This is a genomic window from Paenibacillus sedimenti (assembly GCF_014534655.1).
Classification (GTDB): Bacteria; Bacillota; Bacilli; order Paenibacillales; family NBRC-103111; genus Paenibacillus_E; species Paenibacillus_E sedimenti.
Genome location: NZ_JACVVD010000003.1, coordinates 436,556 through 453,963, shown reverse-complemented (window position 1 = coordinate 453,963; position 17,408 = coordinate 436,556). Strand labels below are relative to the sequence as shown.

23 protein-coding genes and 1 tRNA gene are annotated in these 17,408 nt (G+C 47.1%); all 24 read left to right on the top strand.

The window, feature by feature from the left end:
- Positions 1 to 117 precede the first annotated feature (117 nt).
- The 24 genes from ICC18_RS10820 (at position 118) to ICC18_RS10705 (ending at position 17,397) form a co-directional block, all read left to right on the top strand.
- A complete protein-coding gene (locus ICC18_RS10820; RefSeq protein ID WP_188174400.1) occupies positions 118 to 771 on the top strand; it encodes a flagellar brake protein in 654 nt (217 codons plus the stop codon).
- 68 nt (positions 772 to 839) lie between these two features.
- The gene (locus ICC18_RS10815) at positions 840 to 1,064 is read left to right on the top strand and encodes a hypothetical protein (protein WP_188174399.1); all 225 of its coding nucleotides are present in this window, start codon (positions 840 to 842) and stop codon (positions 1,062 to 1,064) included.
- Positions 1,065 to 1,266: 202 nt separating this feature from the next.
- Complete coding sequence (cmk, locus tag ICC18_RS10810; protein WP_188174398.1) at positions 1,267 to 1,950, top strand: (d)CMP kinase; 684 nt, start codon at positions 1,267 to 1,269, stop codon at positions 1,948 to 1,950.
- A 1-nt stretch (position 1,951) separates the two neighbouring features.
- Positions 1,952 to 2,533, top strand: a complete 582-nt coding sequence (locus ICC18_RS10805) for a lysophospholipid acyltransferase family protein (RefSeq protein WP_188174397.1) — start codon at positions 1,952 to 1,954, stop codon at positions 2,531 to 2,533.
- Positions 2,534 to 2,682: 149 nt separating this feature from the next.
- Entirely contained in the window at positions 2,683 to 3,984 is a 1,302-nt protein-coding gene (gene rpsA / locus ICC18_RS10800) for a 30S ribosomal protein S1 (protein ID WP_188174396.1), read from the top strand.
- Positions 3,985 to 4,001: 17 nt separating this feature from the next.
- On the top strand, positions 4,002 to 5,060 hold the full coding sequence (gene fni, locus ICC18_RS10795; protein WP_188174395.1) for a type 2 isopentenyl-diphosphate Delta-isomerase: 1,059 nt from the start codon (positions 4,002 to 4,004) through the stop codon (positions 5,058 to 5,060).
- 62 nt (positions 5,061 to 5,122) lie between these two features.
- Complete coding sequence (locus ICC18_RS10790) at positions 5,123 to 5,773, top strand: YphA family membrane protein (protein ID WP_188174394.1); 651 nt, start codon at positions 5,123 to 5,125, stop codon at positions 5,771 to 5,773.
- Positions 5,773 to 6,678 (top strand): YIEGIA family protein, encoded by a 906-nt coding sequence (locus ICC18_RS10785; RefSeq protein WP_223192472.1) that lies wholly within the window; start codon positions 5,773 to 5,775, stop codon positions 6,676 to 6,678. Before ICC18_RS10790 ends, ICC18_RS10785 begins: the two co-directional genes overlap by 1 nt.
- A 4-nt stretch (positions 6,679 to 6,682) precedes the next feature.
- Positions 6,683 to 6,862 carry a capping complex subunit for YIEGIA gene (locus tag ICC18_RS10780; RefSeq protein ID WP_188174392.1) on the top strand — a complete coding sequence of 60 codons (180 nt, stop codon included), beginning with the start codon at positions 6,683 to 6,685 and terminating at the stop codon, positions 6,860 to 6,862.
- Between the two features lie 161 nt (positions 6,863 to 7,023).
- Entirely contained in the window at positions 7,024 to 8,349 is a 1,326-nt protein-coding gene (gene der, locus ICC18_RS10775) for a ribosome biogenesis GTPase Der (protein WP_188174391.1), read from the top strand.
- Between the two features lie 29 nt (positions 8,350 to 8,378).
- Complete coding sequence (gene plsY / locus ICC18_RS10770; RefSeq protein WP_262495855.1) at positions 8,379 to 8,981, top strand: glycerol-3-phosphate 1-O-acyltransferase PlsY; 603 nt, start codon at positions 8,379 to 8,381, stop codon at positions 8,979 to 8,981.
- Positions 8,982 to 9,030: 49 nt separating this feature from the next.
- Positions 9,031 to 10,074, top strand: coding sequence for an NAD(P)H-dependent glycerol-3-phosphate dehydrogenase (locus ICC18_RS10765; protein ID WP_188174754.1), 1,044 nt, complete (start codon positions 9,031 to 9,033; stop codon positions 10,072 to 10,074).
- Positions 10,075 to 10,210: 136 nt separating this feature from the next.
- Positions 10,211 to 10,477 (top strand): stage VI sporulation protein F, encoded by a 267-nt coding sequence (locus tag ICC18_RS10760; RefSeq protein ID WP_223192523.1) that lies wholly within the window; start codon positions 10,211 to 10,213, stop codon positions 10,475 to 10,477.
- A 106-nt stretch (positions 10,478 to 10,583) separates the two neighbouring features.
- Positions 10,584 to 10,763, top strand: a complete 180-nt coding sequence (locus ICC18_RS10755; protein WP_188174389.1) for a DUF2768 family protein — start codon at positions 10,584 to 10,586, stop codon at positions 10,761 to 10,763.
- 19 nt (positions 10,764 to 10,782) lie between these two features.
- A complete protein-coding gene (locus ICC18_RS10750) occupies positions 10,783 to 11,076 on the top strand; it encodes a 2Fe-2S iron-sulfur cluster-binding protein (RefSeq protein ID WP_188174388.1) in 294 nt (97 codons plus the stop codon).
- Between the two features lie 26 nt (positions 11,077 to 11,102).
- Positions 11,103 to 11,684, top strand: coding sequence for a hypothetical protein (locus ICC18_RS10745; protein WP_188174387.1), 582 nt, complete (start codon positions 11,103 to 11,105; stop codon positions 11,682 to 11,684).
- A 14-nt stretch (positions 11,685 to 11,698) separates the two neighbouring features.
- Positions 11,699 to 12,046: a 2Fe-2S iron-sulfur cluster-binding protein gene (locus tag ICC18_RS10740; protein ID WP_188174386.1), complete on the top strand. Its 348-nt coding sequence runs from the start codon at positions 11,699 to 11,701 to the stop codon at positions 12,044 to 12,046.
- 17 nt (positions 12,047 to 12,063) lie between these two features.
- The gene (locus ICC18_RS10735; RefSeq protein WP_312029513.1) at positions 12,064 to 12,813 is read left to right on the top strand and encodes a YphF family lipoprotein; all 750 of its coding nucleotides are present in this window, start codon (positions 12,064 to 12,066) and stop codon (positions 12,811 to 12,813) included.
- A 266-nt stretch (positions 12,814 to 13,079) separates the two neighbouring features.
- Positions 13,080 to 14,558, top strand: a complete 1,479-nt coding sequence (gene spoIVA, locus ICC18_RS10730) for a stage IV sporulation protein A (RefSeq protein ID WP_188174384.1) — start codon at positions 13,080 to 13,082, stop codon at positions 14,556 to 14,558.
- A 250-nt stretch (positions 14,559 to 14,808) separates the two neighbouring features.
- On the top strand, positions 14,809 to 15,081 hold the full coding sequence (hbs, locus tag ICC18_RS10725) for a non-specific DNA-binding protein Hbs (RefSeq protein ID WP_188174383.1): 273 nt from the start codon (positions 14,809 to 14,811) through the stop codon (positions 15,079 to 15,081).
- A gap of 170 nt (positions 15,082 to 15,251) precedes the next feature.
- Positions 15,252 to 15,328 (top strand) — tRNA-Pro (locus ICC18_RS10720).
- Between the two features lie 199 nt (positions 15,329 to 15,527).
- Positions 15,528 to 15,776: a trp RNA-binding attenuation protein MtrB gene (gene mtrB / locus ICC18_RS10715; RefSeq protein WP_188174382.1), complete on the top strand. Its 249-nt coding sequence runs from the start codon at positions 15,528 to 15,530 to the stop codon at positions 15,774 to 15,776.
- A 119-nt stretch (positions 15,777 to 15,895) separates the two neighbouring features.
- Positions 15,896 to 16,429: a hypothetical protein gene (locus tag ICC18_RS10710; RefSeq protein ID WP_188174381.1), complete on the top strand. Its 534-nt coding sequence runs from the start codon at positions 15,896 to 15,898 to the stop codon at positions 16,427 to 16,429.
- 101 nt (positions 16,430 to 16,530) lie between these two features.
- Positions 16,531 to 17,397 (top strand): heptaprenyl diphosphate synthase component 1, encoded by an 867-nt coding sequence (locus ICC18_RS10705; RefSeq protein WP_188174380.1) that lies wholly within the window; start codon positions 16,531 to 16,533, stop codon positions 17,395 to 17,397.
- The last annotated feature ends 11 nt before the right edge of the window (positions 17,398 to 17,408 follow it).

The following is a 17,408-nucleotide window of genomic DNA, read 5'->3' as shown; positions in this document are numbered from 1 at the left end:
CGAATGGAAGAAGCATAGGACTTTCCTTGCTTCTTTTTTTGCTTTCCTAATTCTTTAGTCGTGGTATAATCGATGGAGTAATGAAAGTTTTGGCACATTATGTCGGAGGTGCAGAAATTGCTTCCTAAGGTTAACCAGATTTTATATTTTCAAATTAACTCCATCGATGATGAAGAATCCAAGATTGAATACAAATCGAGAATTGCCGACATTACAGACACATCAATTGTGATAGAGGTTCCTCTCAATGAGAAGACAGGCCGGCTAAAGAAGCTTTATGCAGGCGACGAGCTTAGTACATATTTTTTGGCGCAAGGTGGAGCAAAGCACTATTTCTCCACAACGGTCACAGGATTTCAGGAAGATGTCATACGTCTTGTGGAAATCAGCAAGCCTGAGCCTGAAGCGATAACGCAAATACAGCGAAGAAACTTTCTGCGCGTGCTTGCCGAGCTCGAAATCGCTGTTAGGCTCTCCGAACAAATTCAAATTGTTGCGTTGACAGAAGATGTCAGCGGTGGCGGGATCTCTTTCATTTGCGACGGACATGTTCCATTGGGCCTACAAGCTGCAATATCTTGCTGGCTTCTTGTTCCATACAAGAACGGTACGATTGAGCACCTTCCTTTCAAAGGAGAGATCGTACGCGTGAAACAACTGGAGACGGGGAAACTGCTGGCGATGGTCCGCTTTATTGAAATTACTGATCGCGACCGCCAAAAATTAATTCGCTTTTGCTTTGAAAGACAAATGGATTTCCGCAAACGGTAAGTGCATGAGATCATCGCCCCATGGGTATACTACGATGCATGACGTGAAGTAAGCAGGTGAATCGTTCCATGCCATCGGACCAAGAACATCAATCATACGAGCAGCTGTTTATTCGCTTTTCTGCGAAAGTAGAGAAGATTATTATTCGGCTCATGCTCGTATTTTTTGTTTTGCTTATTAGTTCCCAGGCCCTATTGCAAATTCCATACGTAAGAAATCATTTTACACGCGTTGAACCGCTGGAAGGCAAACCGTATTCACAACCGCAAGACTCGAGCAGAGAGCGTTCATAGATACGCTAGAGGTTGCTATCAATAACGGTCTAAGTTTTGCATATGACTTGGTAGTGTGATATAATTTCCTTAATTAGCAGGCAGTGCCTGCTTTTTTGTTCGTAAGGTAATGTTCGTATTTTTGGGGCCCCCGCAAAGTAACCGGACTCTGCTACGAAGCAATACTTCACTTTGTGGGGTAAATTTAGGGAGGAACTGCAGCTTGGATAAGTTCAATATTGCCATCGATGGTCCTGCTGGAGCCGGTAAAAGCACCATCGCACGGTTAGTTGCCGGAGCGCTTGGTTTTGTTTACGTGGATACAGGGGCTATGTATCGGGCAGTAACATGGAAGGTACAGCAAGAAGGGCTGCGTCCTGACCAGGAATCAGAGATTGTCGCTATAGCGAATCGGATGCGCATTGAGTTAATTCCGCGAGCTGAAGGACAACAGGTAATTGTCGATGATATCGACGTGACCAAAGCCATTCGCACTACTGCCATTACCGATGATGTTTCCCAAATTGCCAGCATTGGTGCGATTCGTCAGTTATTAGTCGCAATGCAAAAGCAGATGGCGATTTCCAAGGGCGTGGTTATGGATGGCCGAGATATCGGTACCCATGTCATGCCGGACGCTGAGATAAAAATTTTCCTTACGGCCAGCGTTTCGGAAAGAGCGGAACGACGCTTCAAAGAAATGCAAAGCAGCGGATCGTGCACGATGACCCTGCAGGAATTGGAACATGACATTGCGCGTCGTGATCAAATGGATCAGGAAAGAGAAATATCGCCGCTGAAGCGTGCACACGACGCGGTCTTAATGGACAGTACATCAATGTCCATTGAGGAAGTTGTGGACGAAATTCTGGGACTTTGCAAAGACAAAGTCGGAGGTGGCAAATAAGATGCTATACCGCATCGGCAGAGCCATATTTCGAGTTCTTTTTGCACTCATGTTCCGTCTTCGGGCAATTGGCACAGAGAACATTCCCACACATGGAGCGGTTGTACTATGCGGCAATCATACAAGCCTATGGGATCCTCCCGTGCTTGGCACGCCTCTCAAACGTAAGGTTCACTTCATGGCAAAAGCAGAGTTGTTTGATATTCCGGTCTTAGGAACGATTATTTCGAAGGTCGGCGCCTTCCCTGTCAAGCGTGGAGGCGTGAGCAAGGAATCCATTCGACTCGCCATTCAATTGCTGAAAGACGGCAATATGATGGGCGTATTCCCGGAAGGGACACGAAGCAACGCCGGTGGCATGGGCAAGAAGGGCGCAGCGAGCCTAGCGCTCAAAGCAGGGGCGACCGTCGTGCCGGTTGCGATTGTGGGCAGCTATTCTTTATTTCGCCGCATGACCATCGTATATGGCAAGCCGCTTGATTTAAGCGCTTATGCAAGTGGAAGCTCGGAGGATTTGGAGCTGGCCACCGAAACCATCATGCAAGAGATCCGCAGACTCCATGCCGCATACAGCAAAGGCTGATTGCGATGTATGGAATCGAAAGCTTGGAATTATACTATCCTTAAACGTATGGAAAGTTTTTGTTTGAAACAAAGTAGACGCTTTCTTGCAGCTGCTTTGTGACTTATAAATTTTTTTATTGTTGGTTGTAAATAGAGGAGGGTAACCTAATGTCAGATGAAGTAAAAGTTCAAGATCAATCTCAAGAGGTTCAAGAGGTACAGGAAACAGCTGTATCACAAGCTGAGGCTGAACAAGCGCTTAATAACGTAGCTGTGCTGAAGAAAGGCGCTACCGTTAAAGGTAAAATCGTGAAGGTGGACGCAGATCAAGCCTTCGTTGATATCGGTTATAAATACGATGGTGTCATCCCGGTTCGCGAGCTTTCTTCCGTAGCAGTGGAAAATGCTGGTCAGGCTGTGGAAATCGGTCAAGAAGTTGAATTGAAAGTAGTCTCGATCAATGACGCGAAAGAAACATTGGTTCTTTCCAAACGTGTTGTTGATAATGAAAAAGCTTGGGATACTTTGCAAGGTCAGCTTGAAAGCAAAGAAATCATTGAAGCGACTGTAGCTGAAGTTGTGAAAGGCGGACTTGTCGTTGATATCGGCGTACGCGGATTCGTTCCTGCTTCCATGGTTGAGCGTCAATTCGTTGAAGATTTCAGCTCCTACAAAGGCCGCACTCTGCGTCTTCGCGTGAAAGAAATCGACCGCGAGAAAAACAAAGTGATTCTTTCCCAAAAAGATGTGCTGGATGAAGAATACGAAGCAAACAAAAAGAAAATTATCGAAGGCCTGCAAGTGGGTCAAGTGCTGGACGGTACGGTTCAACGCTTAACACAATTCGGAGCTTTCATTGATATCGGCGGTATCGACGGACTGGTACATATTTCCGAAATGGCTTGGCATCATGTTGAACAAGCTTCGGATGTTGTCAAAGAAGGCGATAAAGTAAAAGTGCAAATTCTTAAGCTTGATCCGGCTACCGAGAAAATCAGCCTGAGCATCAAAGCGACACAAGAAGGTCCATGGTCCAAAGTGGATCGCGAGTTCAAAGCAGGCGATATCGTATCCGGTACAGTTAAACGTTTGGCTGCTTTCGGTGCTTTTGTAGAAATCGCGCCTGGCGTTGAAGGTCTTGTGCACATTTCTCAAATCGCTCACCGTCACATCGGCACTCCGCATGAAGTGTTGAAAGAAGGCCAAGAAGTTCAAGTGAAAATTCTAGAAATCAATGCAGCTGAAAAACGCGTTAGCTTGAGCATCAAAGAAACGGAAGAAGCGCCTGTTGCTCCTGCTGCGGCTGCAAAGCCAGAAAGAGAAAGACAGCCGAGAGGCGATCGTGATCGCGGTAACAGCGCGAGCCACCAAAAAGAGATTGCCGGTAACGAAAATGTTTCCCTGAGCAACCAAGGTCTTTCCTTGACACTCGGCGAACGTTTTGGCGACAAGCTTTCCAAATTCAAATAAGTCAGGAGACAACAAGCATGCGCATCTCACGCAAAATGGAGCATGTCCATTACGCGCTGGAGCTTGGACAATCCAGACAGCAAGGGCTGTCGGATATCAAGCTTGTGCATAACTGTCTGCCTGAGACTTCGACGGATCAAATTGCATTAAATACCCAAATCGGCGATCTCATTATGAGCTCGCCGATTTTAATTAATGCGATGACGGGCGGTGCTCAGGAGACAGAGAGCATTAATCGCGAGCTGGCCATCGTGGCGAGAGAAAAGGGACTTGCCATGGCCGTCGGTTCGCAGATGTCGGCACTGAAGAATACCGAGGTAGCATCCAGCTACCGAGTGGTACGGCGTGAAAACCCGAACGGCCTGATATTCGCGAATTTGGGCAGTGAGGCGACTGTCGATCAAGCGCTCCGGGCTGTCGATATGATCGAAGCGAATGCGCTGCAAATTCATTTGAACGTCATGCAGGAGCTGATTATGCCGGAAGGCGACCGCAGCTTCGTCGGTATGCTCGATCGCATCGCTGTGATTGTGAACCGCATTCACGTTCCGGTCATCGTGAAAGAAGTCGGCTTTGGCATTCTGAAGGAGAATGCCAAGCAGCTCCACAACATCGGCGTCTCTATTGTGGACGTCGGCGGATCCGGCGGCACGAACTTCGCCGCCATCGAAAATGCACGCCGTTCAGCCGCTCTGGAGTGGCTGAACGATTGGGGTACACCGACAAGCATCGCTTTGCTCGAGGCGTTGTCGGTGTATCCCCGAGGCTCGGTGATTGCCTCGGGAGGCATTACGAACGCTTTGGAAGCAGCCAAAGCGCTTGCTCTCGGCTCGCCGGCCGTGGGCATGGCCGGCGCCTTCCTGAAAGTGCTGCGCACCGAAGGCGTAGATGCGCTCCATCGCTTTGCGGACGAGCTGGAGCAAGGACTAATACTTATCATGACGGCGCTTGGCGCCAAAACAGTTCGAGACTTGTGGCAGCATCCAGTCGTCATTATGGGCGAAACGGCGGAATGGTGCCGTGTCAGAGGTATCGACTTAACTTCATATGCAGAAAGAGGCAGCCGGGTTAAATAATCGTTTTTTTGCCATACTAAGGATCAGACGGGCTTCTCCCTCGACGAGCAAGGGGAGGTCTGATGATCCGCAGGGTGGTAATGATTATGAACTCCGGCTACTTATCTCTCATACTCCTCTGCATCACGTTGATTTTGTTTGCCAGCGGATGGAAGGAGCTGTACGTAAGAAGTATATCGCACAAGGGGTTACTTCTTTTTTTTGTCGCATGGCTGACCTTATCGCAAATAACGATCATCATCGGGCATGTAAAGATGCAGTTAGTTTATCTATGGATCATGTGCATTTGCATAGGAATTCTTTATGCAACCCAAGGCTTCATCCATAAACTTCATCTCCTTTCGATCGGGCTTTTGTTAGGTTCCTTGCACTTCTTGCTTCAGCAGCTGCTCCAGATGGACCCGATTCTCATCGTCGGTAATTCGGAGTGGGATACGGCATTACTTCTTGCATTTGTTATTACGATCCTGCAGCGAAACGAGCTGGAGCAAATCGCAGCCCTTTCTATGGGTTACTTGCTGGGGGACCTGTATCAGGCGGGAGTTTATCAAGCAAATGGCAACCTACATCTAGGCAGCTCCCATTTTCAAGATCAGTGGTGGCTTTCGGTCTTTGCGGCAAGAACGATGACGATTGTACTTCAGGTTGCTTACAATGGCTGTCGCTTGATCATCAGAACCTGGATGGAACGGAAAGGTGGATGGCGCAAATAATGGATTGGTTTTATTCGCATCGCTATACGATCGGCATTGTGATAGGCGTTATTTTCGGCGTTGTTGCCCGTTTGAACATGCTGCGAACGGATTACCGTCAGTATCCAACCTATCCGCATGGTAAAATCATTCATATCTCTCTGGGTGTCATCGCAGCGGGTTTAGGAGCGGTTGCTGTCCCTGCCTTGCTCGATAAAAACTATACTGCGGTCACCTTCCTTTCGTTAGCAGCCCAACAGTTTCGCGACGTGCGCAATATGGAAAGACAGACCTTGACAAAGATCGATGAATTGGAGCTAGTGCCAAGAGGTGCTGCATATATCGAGGGTATCGCCATGGTTTTCGAGGGTCGGAATTACTTAGTCATTTTCTCTGCGTTTGTCGCCTCCTTATTCAGTATTTTGCTTGCCTGGTATTGGGGGCTAGTGGCCGGCGTTCTATCGATTTTTATTGCGAACTACTTTAAATCGGGCAGTAATCTGTCTAAGATCGCCGATATTGAGCAGGCTCCCATTCGATTGGATGGGCCCGATTTGTTTGTTGGATCGATCTATATCATGAACGTTGGGCTTGAAGATAGCCGCCGGAAAATTCAAGAACAAGCACTTGGCTTTATTATTAAGCCCAAAAATCGAAATTCGCGCGTTACTTTGGCCAATTTAGGGCAAAGGCAGGCGATCCTTCATGATATTTCTACGTTATTTGGCGTGTTTCGAGACGAAGGAGAGCCTTCTTTGCTTCCAATGGCCAAGCTGGAGATGAGCTCTGGGGTGCTAGGCATACTGCTGCTTCCACAGGAGAAGGACGCGGACAGAACGTTAATCGCGTTGCACCGTGTACCGGTTCTGGAGAGCGCTGTACGGATGCCTTCCGAAGCTGGCGTCAATCAACAGAAGGAGGCGTAATTGTATGTCTCAAATAGTAGCGGTAGTCACCATGGATAAGGAAAAGGTAGGCGGAGGAGCTCCCATCTTCATTGTGAATGATGCGGAGCAGCAGCAGAAAGTATCTTTTTCTTTAGAGAAAATCCTGGATGCAACCGCGCATGATTTGAAAAACGGCACGATGATTTTGGTGAGGCATACCTGAAAACATTCAGGATCGCGGACTTAGGCGGGATATATTCTCAGATGAGATTAGCCAAGTCGTGTCTTTTTTGTTATGATGTAAGTTGCGTAATTTTCCATGGTTGATCATGGAATTTGCTTACGAAGACAGTTTTCTAACGAAAACTTTAAGGAGTGAATCAATTGGCTAGACCTATTATTGCAATTGTTGGCCGACCGAATGTTGGCAAGTCCACCATTTTTAATCGGATCGTAGGCGATCGCCTTGCGATTGTGGAAGATAAACCGGGAGTCACGCGCGACAGGTTGTATGGAGTAGGAGAATGGTTGAATCAATCGTTCAGCGTCATCGATACAGGCGGTATCGAGATTGATGAAGAAGATGCAATTCTGAAATCGGTGCGCATACAAGCTGAGCTTGCCATTGAGGAAGCGGATGTTATTGTATTCATGGTTGATGCCAAAGCTGGCGTAACCCCTTCAGACGAGGAAGTAGCGCAGCTGTTATTCCGCTCGAAGAAACCAGTTGTTCTTGCCGTTAACAAAGTTGATAATCTGCAGCGGCAGGATGAAATTTATGAATTTTACAGCCTAGGTTTCGGCGACCCGATTGCGATATCCGGTTCTCATGGTATTGGCATCGGCGATTTGCTGGAAGCCGCCTGCTCTCATTTTCCGGATAAGAAGGAGGAAGAGTATGGCGAAGAGGTTATTAAGTTCGCGCTCATCGGGCGTCCGAATGTCGGTAAGTCTTCTTTAACCAATGCCATTCTCGGCGAGGAACGGGTTATTGTAAGTAATTTGGCTGGAACGACTCGCGATGCGATCGATACTCCTTTTGAACGTGATGGTCAGAAATATGTGATTATCGATACAGCGGGTATGCGCAAAAGAGGACGCGTTTACGAAAATACGGAGAAGTACAGCGTTATGCGCGCCATGAAAGCCATTGAACGCGCAGATGTTATTCTGGTCGTTATTGACGGCGAAGAAGGCATCATCGAGCAGGACAAGCATATCGCCGGTTATGCACACGAAGCGGGAAAAGCAGCGATCTTCGTCGTGAATAAGTGGGATATTGTGGAGAAAGACGATAAGACGATGCAACAATTCACGCAGAAAATTCGTGATCACTTCCTGTTCATGACTTACGCGCCAGTCGTATTCGTATCGGCCAAAACGACTCAACGCCTGCACAAGCTGCTTCCGGTTGTCGTTCAAGTCGCTGAAAATCATGCGCTCCGCGTACAGACGCATGTGCTTAATGATGTCGTTTCCGACGCAGTTGCTTACAATCCGCCTCCAACAGATAAAGGCAAGCGTCTGCGCATTAACTACGCGACTCAAGTTGCGGTTAAGCCTCCAGTATTTGTGATTTTCGTGAATGAGCCTGAGCTCATGCACTTTTCGTATGAGCGGTACCTGGATAACCGAATTCGCGCGGCCTTTGGCTTTGAAGGTACGCCGATTCGCATCCTGAGCCGCCGGAAATCTTCCGATAGCGAATAGGGAAATTAAACTCTTAGGAGGTCATGCAGTTGTTTTGGATAATGACAATTGTGGCGGGTTATTTATTAGGCTCCATTAGCTTTAGTTATTTATTCGGAAAATGGTTTAAGGGAATCGATATCCGCAAGCACGGGAGCGGCAATGCAGGTGCCACGAATACGCTGCGCGTTCTTGGTAAGGGTCCTGCGATCCTGGTTCTTTTGCTTGATGCGTTGAAGGGGGTTGCCGCCGTGTTCATTGGCAAGTTGGCAGCCCCCGGCGCCGATGAGATCTGGATTCCCGTTCTGTGCGGATTAGCCGCCATTGTAGGTCACAATTGGCCGATCTATTACGGCTTCCGGGGTGGGAAAGGTATTGCGACGACCATCGGCGTGATGGCGACGCTTTGCTTCATTCCAACCGTCATCGCTGGTGTTACCGCTATCGTTATTATTGCGATTACCCGATTCGTATCGCTCGGTTCCCTTATACTTACAGCACTTTTACCTTTTCTTATCTGGGGGATGGACCGACCGCTGCCGATTTTGTGGATCAGCATTTTGCTTTGTGTCTTTGCTTTTGTTCGTCATCGGACAAACATTGTGAAGCTTATTCAAGGCAAAGAAAATAAGCTGGGGCAAAAGAGAGCCTAGCCGGATGATGAATACGAAGGCGGCTCTGACTCAGGAAAGGAATGTTGACATGTCGAACAAAGTATCGGTACTTGTTGCCGGCAGTTGGGGGACGGCACTTGCCTCAGTATTGGCGGATAATGGCAAGCAGGTGCTGTTATGGTCTCGTAACGAGCAGCAAGTTCTTGAAATTAATGAGAAGCATACCAACAGCCGCTTTCTGCAAGACGTTGAATTATCTCCGCATATTGTCGCTACGAGTTCCCTGCAGGAAGCCATCGAAGATGCGGATGCGATTCTTTTAGTTGTTCCATCGTCGGGGATGCGGGAAGTTGCCTCACGAATTCGTCCTTTTTTAAAAAAAGAAACACTTTTAATCCATGCCACCAAAGGCTTTGAAACTGGCACACTGAAGCGAATGACGGAAGTACTGGCAGATGAACTTCCCGAGATGGATCCGAAGCGCTTTGTCGTGCTTTCCGGTCCTAGCCATGCGGAGGAAGTCATCCGCCAATGCCCAACAACCGTCGTTGTCGCGGCACAAGATTTAGAGGCGGCTGAAGCCGCTCAGGATTTGCTGATCAATTCCTATTTCCGCGTCTATACGAACCCTGATGTCGCAGGCGTAGAGGTCGGCGGCGCGCTCAAGAATATTATTGCGCTTGGTGCGGGTCTAACCGATGGTTTAGGTTTTGGGGACAACGCGAAGGCAGCTCTTATGACAAGAGGCTTGGCGGAGATTGCACGCCTTGGCACAGCGATGGGTGCGAATCCTCTCACCTTTGCAGGACTTGCCGGTATTGGGGATTTGATCGTCACTTGTACAAGCAAGCACAGTCGGAATTGGAGAGCTGGAAACAAGCTCGGGCAAGGGCTTCCGCTAGATGAAGTGCTCGCCGAGATGGGCATGGTCGTTGAGGGTGTTAAAACAACTAAGGCTGCTTATGAACTATCGCGCAGCTTTCAAGTTACGATGCCGATCACCGATGAGCTATATCAGGTTATGTTTTCGGGCAAATCACCGAATCTGGCTGCTCAAGACTTGATGGGACGAGTCAGGACCCACGAAATTGAAGAAGTCGCCAGCGGCTCATCTGCAAATTGGATGGGTTAATCGAATATGCGAAGCTAAATGATATGGCTAACGGGGGAATATAGCCTACACAACCTAATGTCCGCTTTCATACTATACCTTAGACGCTTTAGTCATCATGCGGTATAGGGAGGCGACATCATTGACGAATAAAGATATGTCCAAGGACGTATTGAATGTTGTAAAGAAGAAAACGGGCAAATCCGTTACACCTAAAGATATTCAAAAGCTGGCCAGCGGCGTGAAACCATCGACTCTTCAAAGCGAAGCACAGCTTCGTCAGCTGATCAAACAGGTTTCCGGTCTCGTAAATGTCAAAGTATCGGAAGAAACGATTAACGAGATCGTGCATGCTGTAAAGAGCAGTAAATTGGATACAAACAACATGCAGCAGCTGATGCAGATGATGATGGGCAAGAAATGAGGGGCATGAAGGGGAGAGCGTTCCCCTTTATGCTTTTTTTCTTGTCATATGCTATAATTAGCCGTGACTTTGTATACTTTTACGATAGATCTAAGGAGTTATGAACATGTCAAGTTTGGATAAAATGTGGGCATCCTTCGTCGCGATTGGACTTATGGTTGTCGCCTCGCTCTTAATTTCATACGCAAGAACACGCACGAAGGGTGCGATTCGCGTAATTTTATCAACCATTGCCTTTTTAATGTTCGTCCCTATCATGTTGTACATGCTGCTATCTTTGTTCTAACAACTTGGAGGCTGGGAAAATGCTAGAATTGAAAACGCGGAAAACGCAAAAAATGATCGAACCGGAAACCGGACTAACTATACTCGATCATGCACTGAAACATGATGTGGACTGGGGATTCTCATGCATACGCGGCACTTGTGCCCGATGCCGCTGTTACATAGCTTCGGGTCGAGAGCTGTTAGAGGCTCCTACGGAAGCAGAGGAAGATCGCTTGGAGCCGGAAGAAATCGAGCAAGGCTACCGGTTAGCTTGTCAATGTATCGTAAAGCAGGGCGGGGACATTTCCGTTACGCATAAGCCTTATTTTTAAACCATGAACGGAAAGGTGTTGGCCTCATGCTTCTGCAACAACCCATGCTGCAAACCATCGAGACCTTAGAGAGGCATTTGATGCATGTCCAAGAGTCCCGCTGGTTGATCGGCGGCAGCTGCGGTCTACTTCTACATAACGTAGAAATCCAGAGAATCCCAAGGGACCTGGATCTGTATGTTGATCAATGCGATGTTGCTTCCCTTCATGAAGCCTTGCAAACATATTCAATGGATACGCCGGCCCATAGTGAAACTCCGATTTATTCATCCATTCTTAGCCATTACGACATTCTCGGCAATGCCGTTGAGGTCGTTGGCGACTTTCGCGTAGCTGCGCAGCATTCACTTTATCAGGTCGAAGCAGTTTACTTATGGGAGCGTCATAGCCGTATCGTGCATGTAACAGATTCATGTTCCGTCAAAATTATGCCTTTGGCGCATGAGCTCTTATTTAACCTGCTTCGTGATCGTCCAGACCGTTATGAACCTATCGCGCGCGTGATTAGGAAGCAGCCTGCTCAGCACATGCCTGCCCTTCAGGATTTGCTTGCGCGAAACAGTTGGGGCCATGATTTCCGTAAGAAATTAGAGCTTTTATTTGACTAAAGAAGGGATACAGGATGTCTTTTTCAGATGTGCACTTTTGGCCTGATGATAAAAAAACTCAGGTGCGTTCCGGCACAACACTGCTCGATGCAGGGCGGAAAGCCAAGGTCCATATTCGCACACGCTGCGGTGCGAAAGCCGCTTGTTTAATGTGCAAAGTGAAAGTTAGTGATCAAAGCGGCCTCGAGCCCATGAATCAAAACGAGCGGCTAAAGTTAGGCTCTCAAGCTGAGGAAGGGTACCGGCTTGCTTGCCAAGCCCGTGTCAAGGGGGCTGTCGATGTAACTGTGCCTGAAGACCCGCTCAAAGCTGCAATTCGTGCTCAGCTTGCCAAACAGCAGACTGATGACGATTTATTTTAAACGTAAGGATGGTTGAAGTGAAATTATTCCGACTTCGTTTGTTTGGGAAGTGGATATGTACAGCGATTTGCTTGGTCTTATTGCTAAGCGGCTGTGCTTATCCCAAAGAGTTGCGTAAAGAGAATCAAATTAATCCGGCCGAATTCATTACGCTCGTTCAGCAGGCCGTTGATCAATTTCACGAAAAAAACGGTGTCTTGCCAATCAAAAACAGTGACATGAATACTCCTTTATATGAGAAATATGTGATTGATTTTGGTAAGCTGCAAAAAATGCATCTGCTCAGCAGCATTCCAGCCAACGCTTTCGAAAGCGGCGGCATCTTTATGTATGTACTTGTTAATGTGGAGACCAAACCGCAAGTAAAACTCATGGATTTATCCGCCTATCAAAGTGTCGAAGATGTTCAGAAGAAAGTTGATGACTATAAAGTGAAACATAATGGTGATCTGCCGGCAGGGATTGCCATCAACGACTCTTTTGAATATGTGGATTTTAGTAAACTTGGCATGAAGTCGCCTGAAATTAAGTCGGACTTTAATCGACAAGATTTCCTCACGTATATGGTGCATAAGAATTCTGGCAAAGTCGCAATCGATTATGGGATGGATATCATGAAAATGGTCCAAAGCGGATCATTGGAAAGTACGCTCAAGCCGGATCAGGATCTGCGTGATCTCCTGGTTGCCAAATCGCATTTCGTTCCGATTCGCAGTTTTACGTATTATTGGAAAAATAATCAGCCCATGCCTCAAGATAAAGAATAAGTTTAAACCGAACCTCTTGCACAAACTGTGCGGGAGGTTTTCTCATTTTTTCAGAATATCAATAGCCTCCCAGACATATATTCATCTCAATGGAGAAGGAAAGCCGTATGCTTCCGTGAAATATGAGCTGCTAAAAAAGATTCAGCGCATCTATCATATTTTTATCGAACGTACATATATTTCTTACTAGTCCAAATGAATGTACGAGTAGTCAATTGTTACCGTCACTTGCGTCAGTTGACGACCAAACTGTAGGAGGGATTCTCTTGGAGAAAGTGGATATCTTTAAGGACATTGCAGAACGGACGGGAGGGGACATTTACCTGGGGGTTGTCGGAGCGGTCCGGACAGGAAAATCAACCTTTATTAAACGTTTTGTGGAATCTGTAGTGCTTCCGAACATTCAAAGCGAAGCGGATAGGATCCGGGCTACCGATGAACTCCCGCAGAGCGCTGCTGGCCGCACGATTATGACGACCGAGCCGAAGTTTGTACCTAACACAGCTGTTCAAATCTCAGTTGCAGAAGGGCTGAACGTTAACGTTCGCCTCGTTGATTGCGTAGGCTATGCAGTCGATGGCGCCAAAGGGTATGAGGACGAGAACGGACCGCGTATGATTAACACACCGTGGTTTGATGAGCCTATTCCATTCCAGGAAGCGGCCGAAATCGGAACGCGCAAGGTTATTCAGGAGCATTCAACACTCGGCGTTGTCGTTACAACCGACGGCACGATTTCTGATATTCCAAGATCATCGTATGTACTGGCCGAAGAAAGGGTTATCAATGAGTTAAAAGAAGTCGGCAAGCCATTCATCGTCGTCATCAACTCCCAAAAACCGAACAGCGAACCTGCTCTGGAACTGCGCAGCGAGCTGCAAAGCCGTTACGACGTCCCTGTAGTCACGATGAGCGTAGCCAGTGCGGGGGAAGAGGAAATGGTTTCCGTCCTGCGTGAGGTGCTCTACGAGTTCCCCGTACACGAAGTGAACGTGAACCTTCCAAGCTGGGTAATGGTGCTGGATGAAAATCATTGGCTGCGCGGTCGATTTGAAAATTCAGTACGCGATACGGTACAAGATATTCGCCGTCTGCGCGACGTAGATCGGGTGGTCAGCCAATTTGGCGAGTATGATTTCATCGACAAGGCGGCACTTGCGGATATGAATATGGGCCAAGGTGTGGCGGAAATTGACTTGTACGCGCCTGATGAACTGTACGACCGCATTTTGCAGGAAGTGGTTGGCGTAGAAATCCGGGGCAAGGATCATCTCCTTCAGCTGATGCAGGATTTCACACATGCGAAGCGGGAGTACGATCAGTTCGCAGAGGCATTGGAAATGGTCAAAACGACCGGCTACGGTATTGCGCCTCCTACGCTTGCGGAAATGGCGCTGGATGAGCCGGAACTCATTCGCCAAGGATCCAGGTTCGGTGTCCGCCTGAAGGCGACTGCGCCGTCCATCCACATGATCCGTGTCGATGTAGAATCGGAATTCTCTCCGATTATCGGAACAGAGAAGCAAAGCGAAGAGTTGGTACGCTACTTGATGCAAGATTTTGAAGATAACCCGCTCAAGATTTGGGAGTCTGATATATTCGGCAGATCCCTGCATTCCATCGTTCGCGAAGGCATCCAAGGCAAGCTTGCTCAGATGCCGGACAACGCGCGCTATAAGCTGCAGGAGACATTGGGCCGCATAATTAACGAAGGCTCCGGGGGTCTCATCGCAATCATTCTATAATCATAGTTTAGACGAAAAAACACTCGAAAGAGTGTTTTTTGTCGATTTTTAGCAGAAAAGCCTACATAAAAAGGAAATCTATACTTGAAATTGCTCTCCCAGTGTATTACTATGAATTTATTCGTCTGCTTTCGAAATCGATTTTCATTTAGAAAATCAGCGATTTTTCACGGGATCATGTATATTTTGCGAGGAAACGGTGAAAACAGGAAGTAACGGAAGTCAGTATTCTTGGGGGGAGGTGAATGGCATGAATAAATCTGAATTGATTAACAAGGTTGCTGAAACCTCCGAGCTTTCCAAGAAAGACGCGACAAAAGCGGTGGATGCTGTTTTTGAAGCGATTTCCGAAGCGCTGCAAAGCGGAGATAAAGTACAACTTGTTGGGTTCGGTAATTTCGAAGTTCGTGAACGTTCCGCTCGTAAGGGACGTAATCCACAGACTGGAGATGAAATTGAAATCCCTGCAAGCAAAATCCCAGCTTTCAAACCTGGTAAGGCGCTTAGAGACGGAATTCAATAATTGTTAGTTTTACATATGATTGTACGTTATTCCAAATGAACAAAGCCGTGGCCGCATTATTGCAGTTACGGCTTTATTTGTTGCTCTATAACAATCTGCAAAATACCTTTACAATTCGAAAATCTCCTACTATAATTACAAAAGTAAATAAGTAAGCGCATGCTTACGAACGGGGTATGGCGCAGCCTGGTAGCGCGCACCCTTGGGGTGGGTGAGGTCGCACGTTCGAATCGTGTTACTCCGACCATGAGAAAGACATCGTAAAGCCGATGTCTTTTTCTTTTGCGGAACGAATTACGGGCTGGGCATTGCTTGATGGAGATTGGTTAGGGGGCTCCTTCCTCGAAGGGGATGACGGCTTCATATCGCCTTATTGACTTCCTGGTGCTTTTTTAGCATCATTAAGTAAGGTTAATGTAAGTATGGCACGAACGGAGGAATGAAAAGTGGATAATAAAAACAACAACAACACCAGCGCCCCCAACGGGAATGAATATTTCGTCATTAAGGCCAAAGATAACGGTGTCCATGTGATTGGATTAACCCGCGGACAAGATACTCGTTTTCATCATACGGAAAAGCTGGACAAGGGTGAAGTGATGATTGCTCAGTTTACTGAACATACATCAGCTGTGAAAGTAAGAGGCAAAGCTTTGATCATGACGAAGTTCGGTACGATCGATACGGAGGAATAATTTTTCCAAGCAGGCATAGCCTGCTTTTTTTCTTTGTACAATGGTGTATGAGCTTGTTTCAAAGCTTATGCTTACGAAGCAAGTTTTCCTACGGAAAACTCTTAGGAGGTACCTTGTACATGAAATGGTCTCTACGAATCATAATTACGGCAAGTTTATCCCTTGCCGTTGCTGTCAGCTTGTCATTGCTCCCAAAGCTTGATCAGCTAGCCGGATCGAACCCTCTCGACGCTTGGTCAAGCAAGCGCGCGGCGCAACTCACGGACCGTAATCTAGTCGATTTCCTTGTGCAGGTACCCTTGCAGCTGCGAATTCGCAAAGTTGAGCTGACCAATGCGAGGCTGTCCCTTGATTTAAGCTTGCCTAAAAATGCGGAATCCGCTTCCGTATATCGCGACTTGTATACAATCGCCCAAATGATAACGACCAAGACGAAAAATGTGAATCAGGTATGGGTTCGCGTGATGGATTATTCAGGAGCGACCGATCAAGCCTCCGCACAGCTTGTGCTGGCGATGGTTGCAGATCGCGAGCACGGAAAAGATATGGAAGCTAGCGCAGGCGAGCTCAGCCTTATTCAGCTTGAACAGCAGCTGCAAAACCGGTTCCGTATTACCTACACGTCCAGATGGCAGCAAAGATATCCTTTATAGAGAGTGCAGATAATTAATTGTGCTTCTGCGAACGGGTTATGCTATAATTACTTGGATAGAAGCACAAATGATATTCGGCATACGGTTACGGAGGCTTTTGCATGAATTCTTATCGGATCCCTGAGATCGCTAAGCAATACACGGAATATGATATGATCCAAATTCACACAGATTTGCCCGATTTTCCAGAGCTTCGCTCACGATTGCTATTTGCTTTCTTGAACGGGAACACGAAGCATAGTGAATCAAGCGAGCTGTACACTTTGGCAACATCCCTCGTCCAATTAGCGCTTGATACCCATGAAATGGTCAACGCGTCCAATGAGATCAAAGAGAAAAAGGCAGCACGTTCCAGACAGCTAAAGGTGCTTGCCGGCGATTATTTCAGCTCCCGGTTTTATTACCTGCTCTCGCAAGCAGGGCAAATCGATATGATTAAGCAGCTGTCGGGTGCGATTTGTGAAGTTAATCGTCTTAAGATGAATTTATATACCAAAATGAAGCAGTTGAAAATGACGGCAGAAGATTACATCCATCAAACGGTGGAGATCAAATCTCAGCTTTTTTTGTCTTTTTCGGAATTTATGGCTGACGTATACGATCAAGCTTGGCCGGACGTACTAAGAAGCTATACGAAATGCGAAGTGATTTTTGAGGAAATTTTTCGAACGGAATCTGCAACTGGTTTCCATGGAAGCTGGGGATTTTGGCATATCCTTCAGCATGCTACCAAAGAAGAGCGAAAGCAGCTCCATGCAGAGGAAACGGATCAGGCCAAAGTACGGACATTGATTCATAAATATAATGTCTCCTCTCAACTGTATCAAATGCTCGAGACGCATATCAAGCAGCTGCAATTAAAAGTACAGCAGCTAGATTCCGATAAGCTAATAAGTGAACTGTTTCACATTGGGGAGCCAATCCTTCGCTTTTCAGCGAAGCAGCCTAAAGTGCTTGAAGAAATTTGAGGTGACGAATC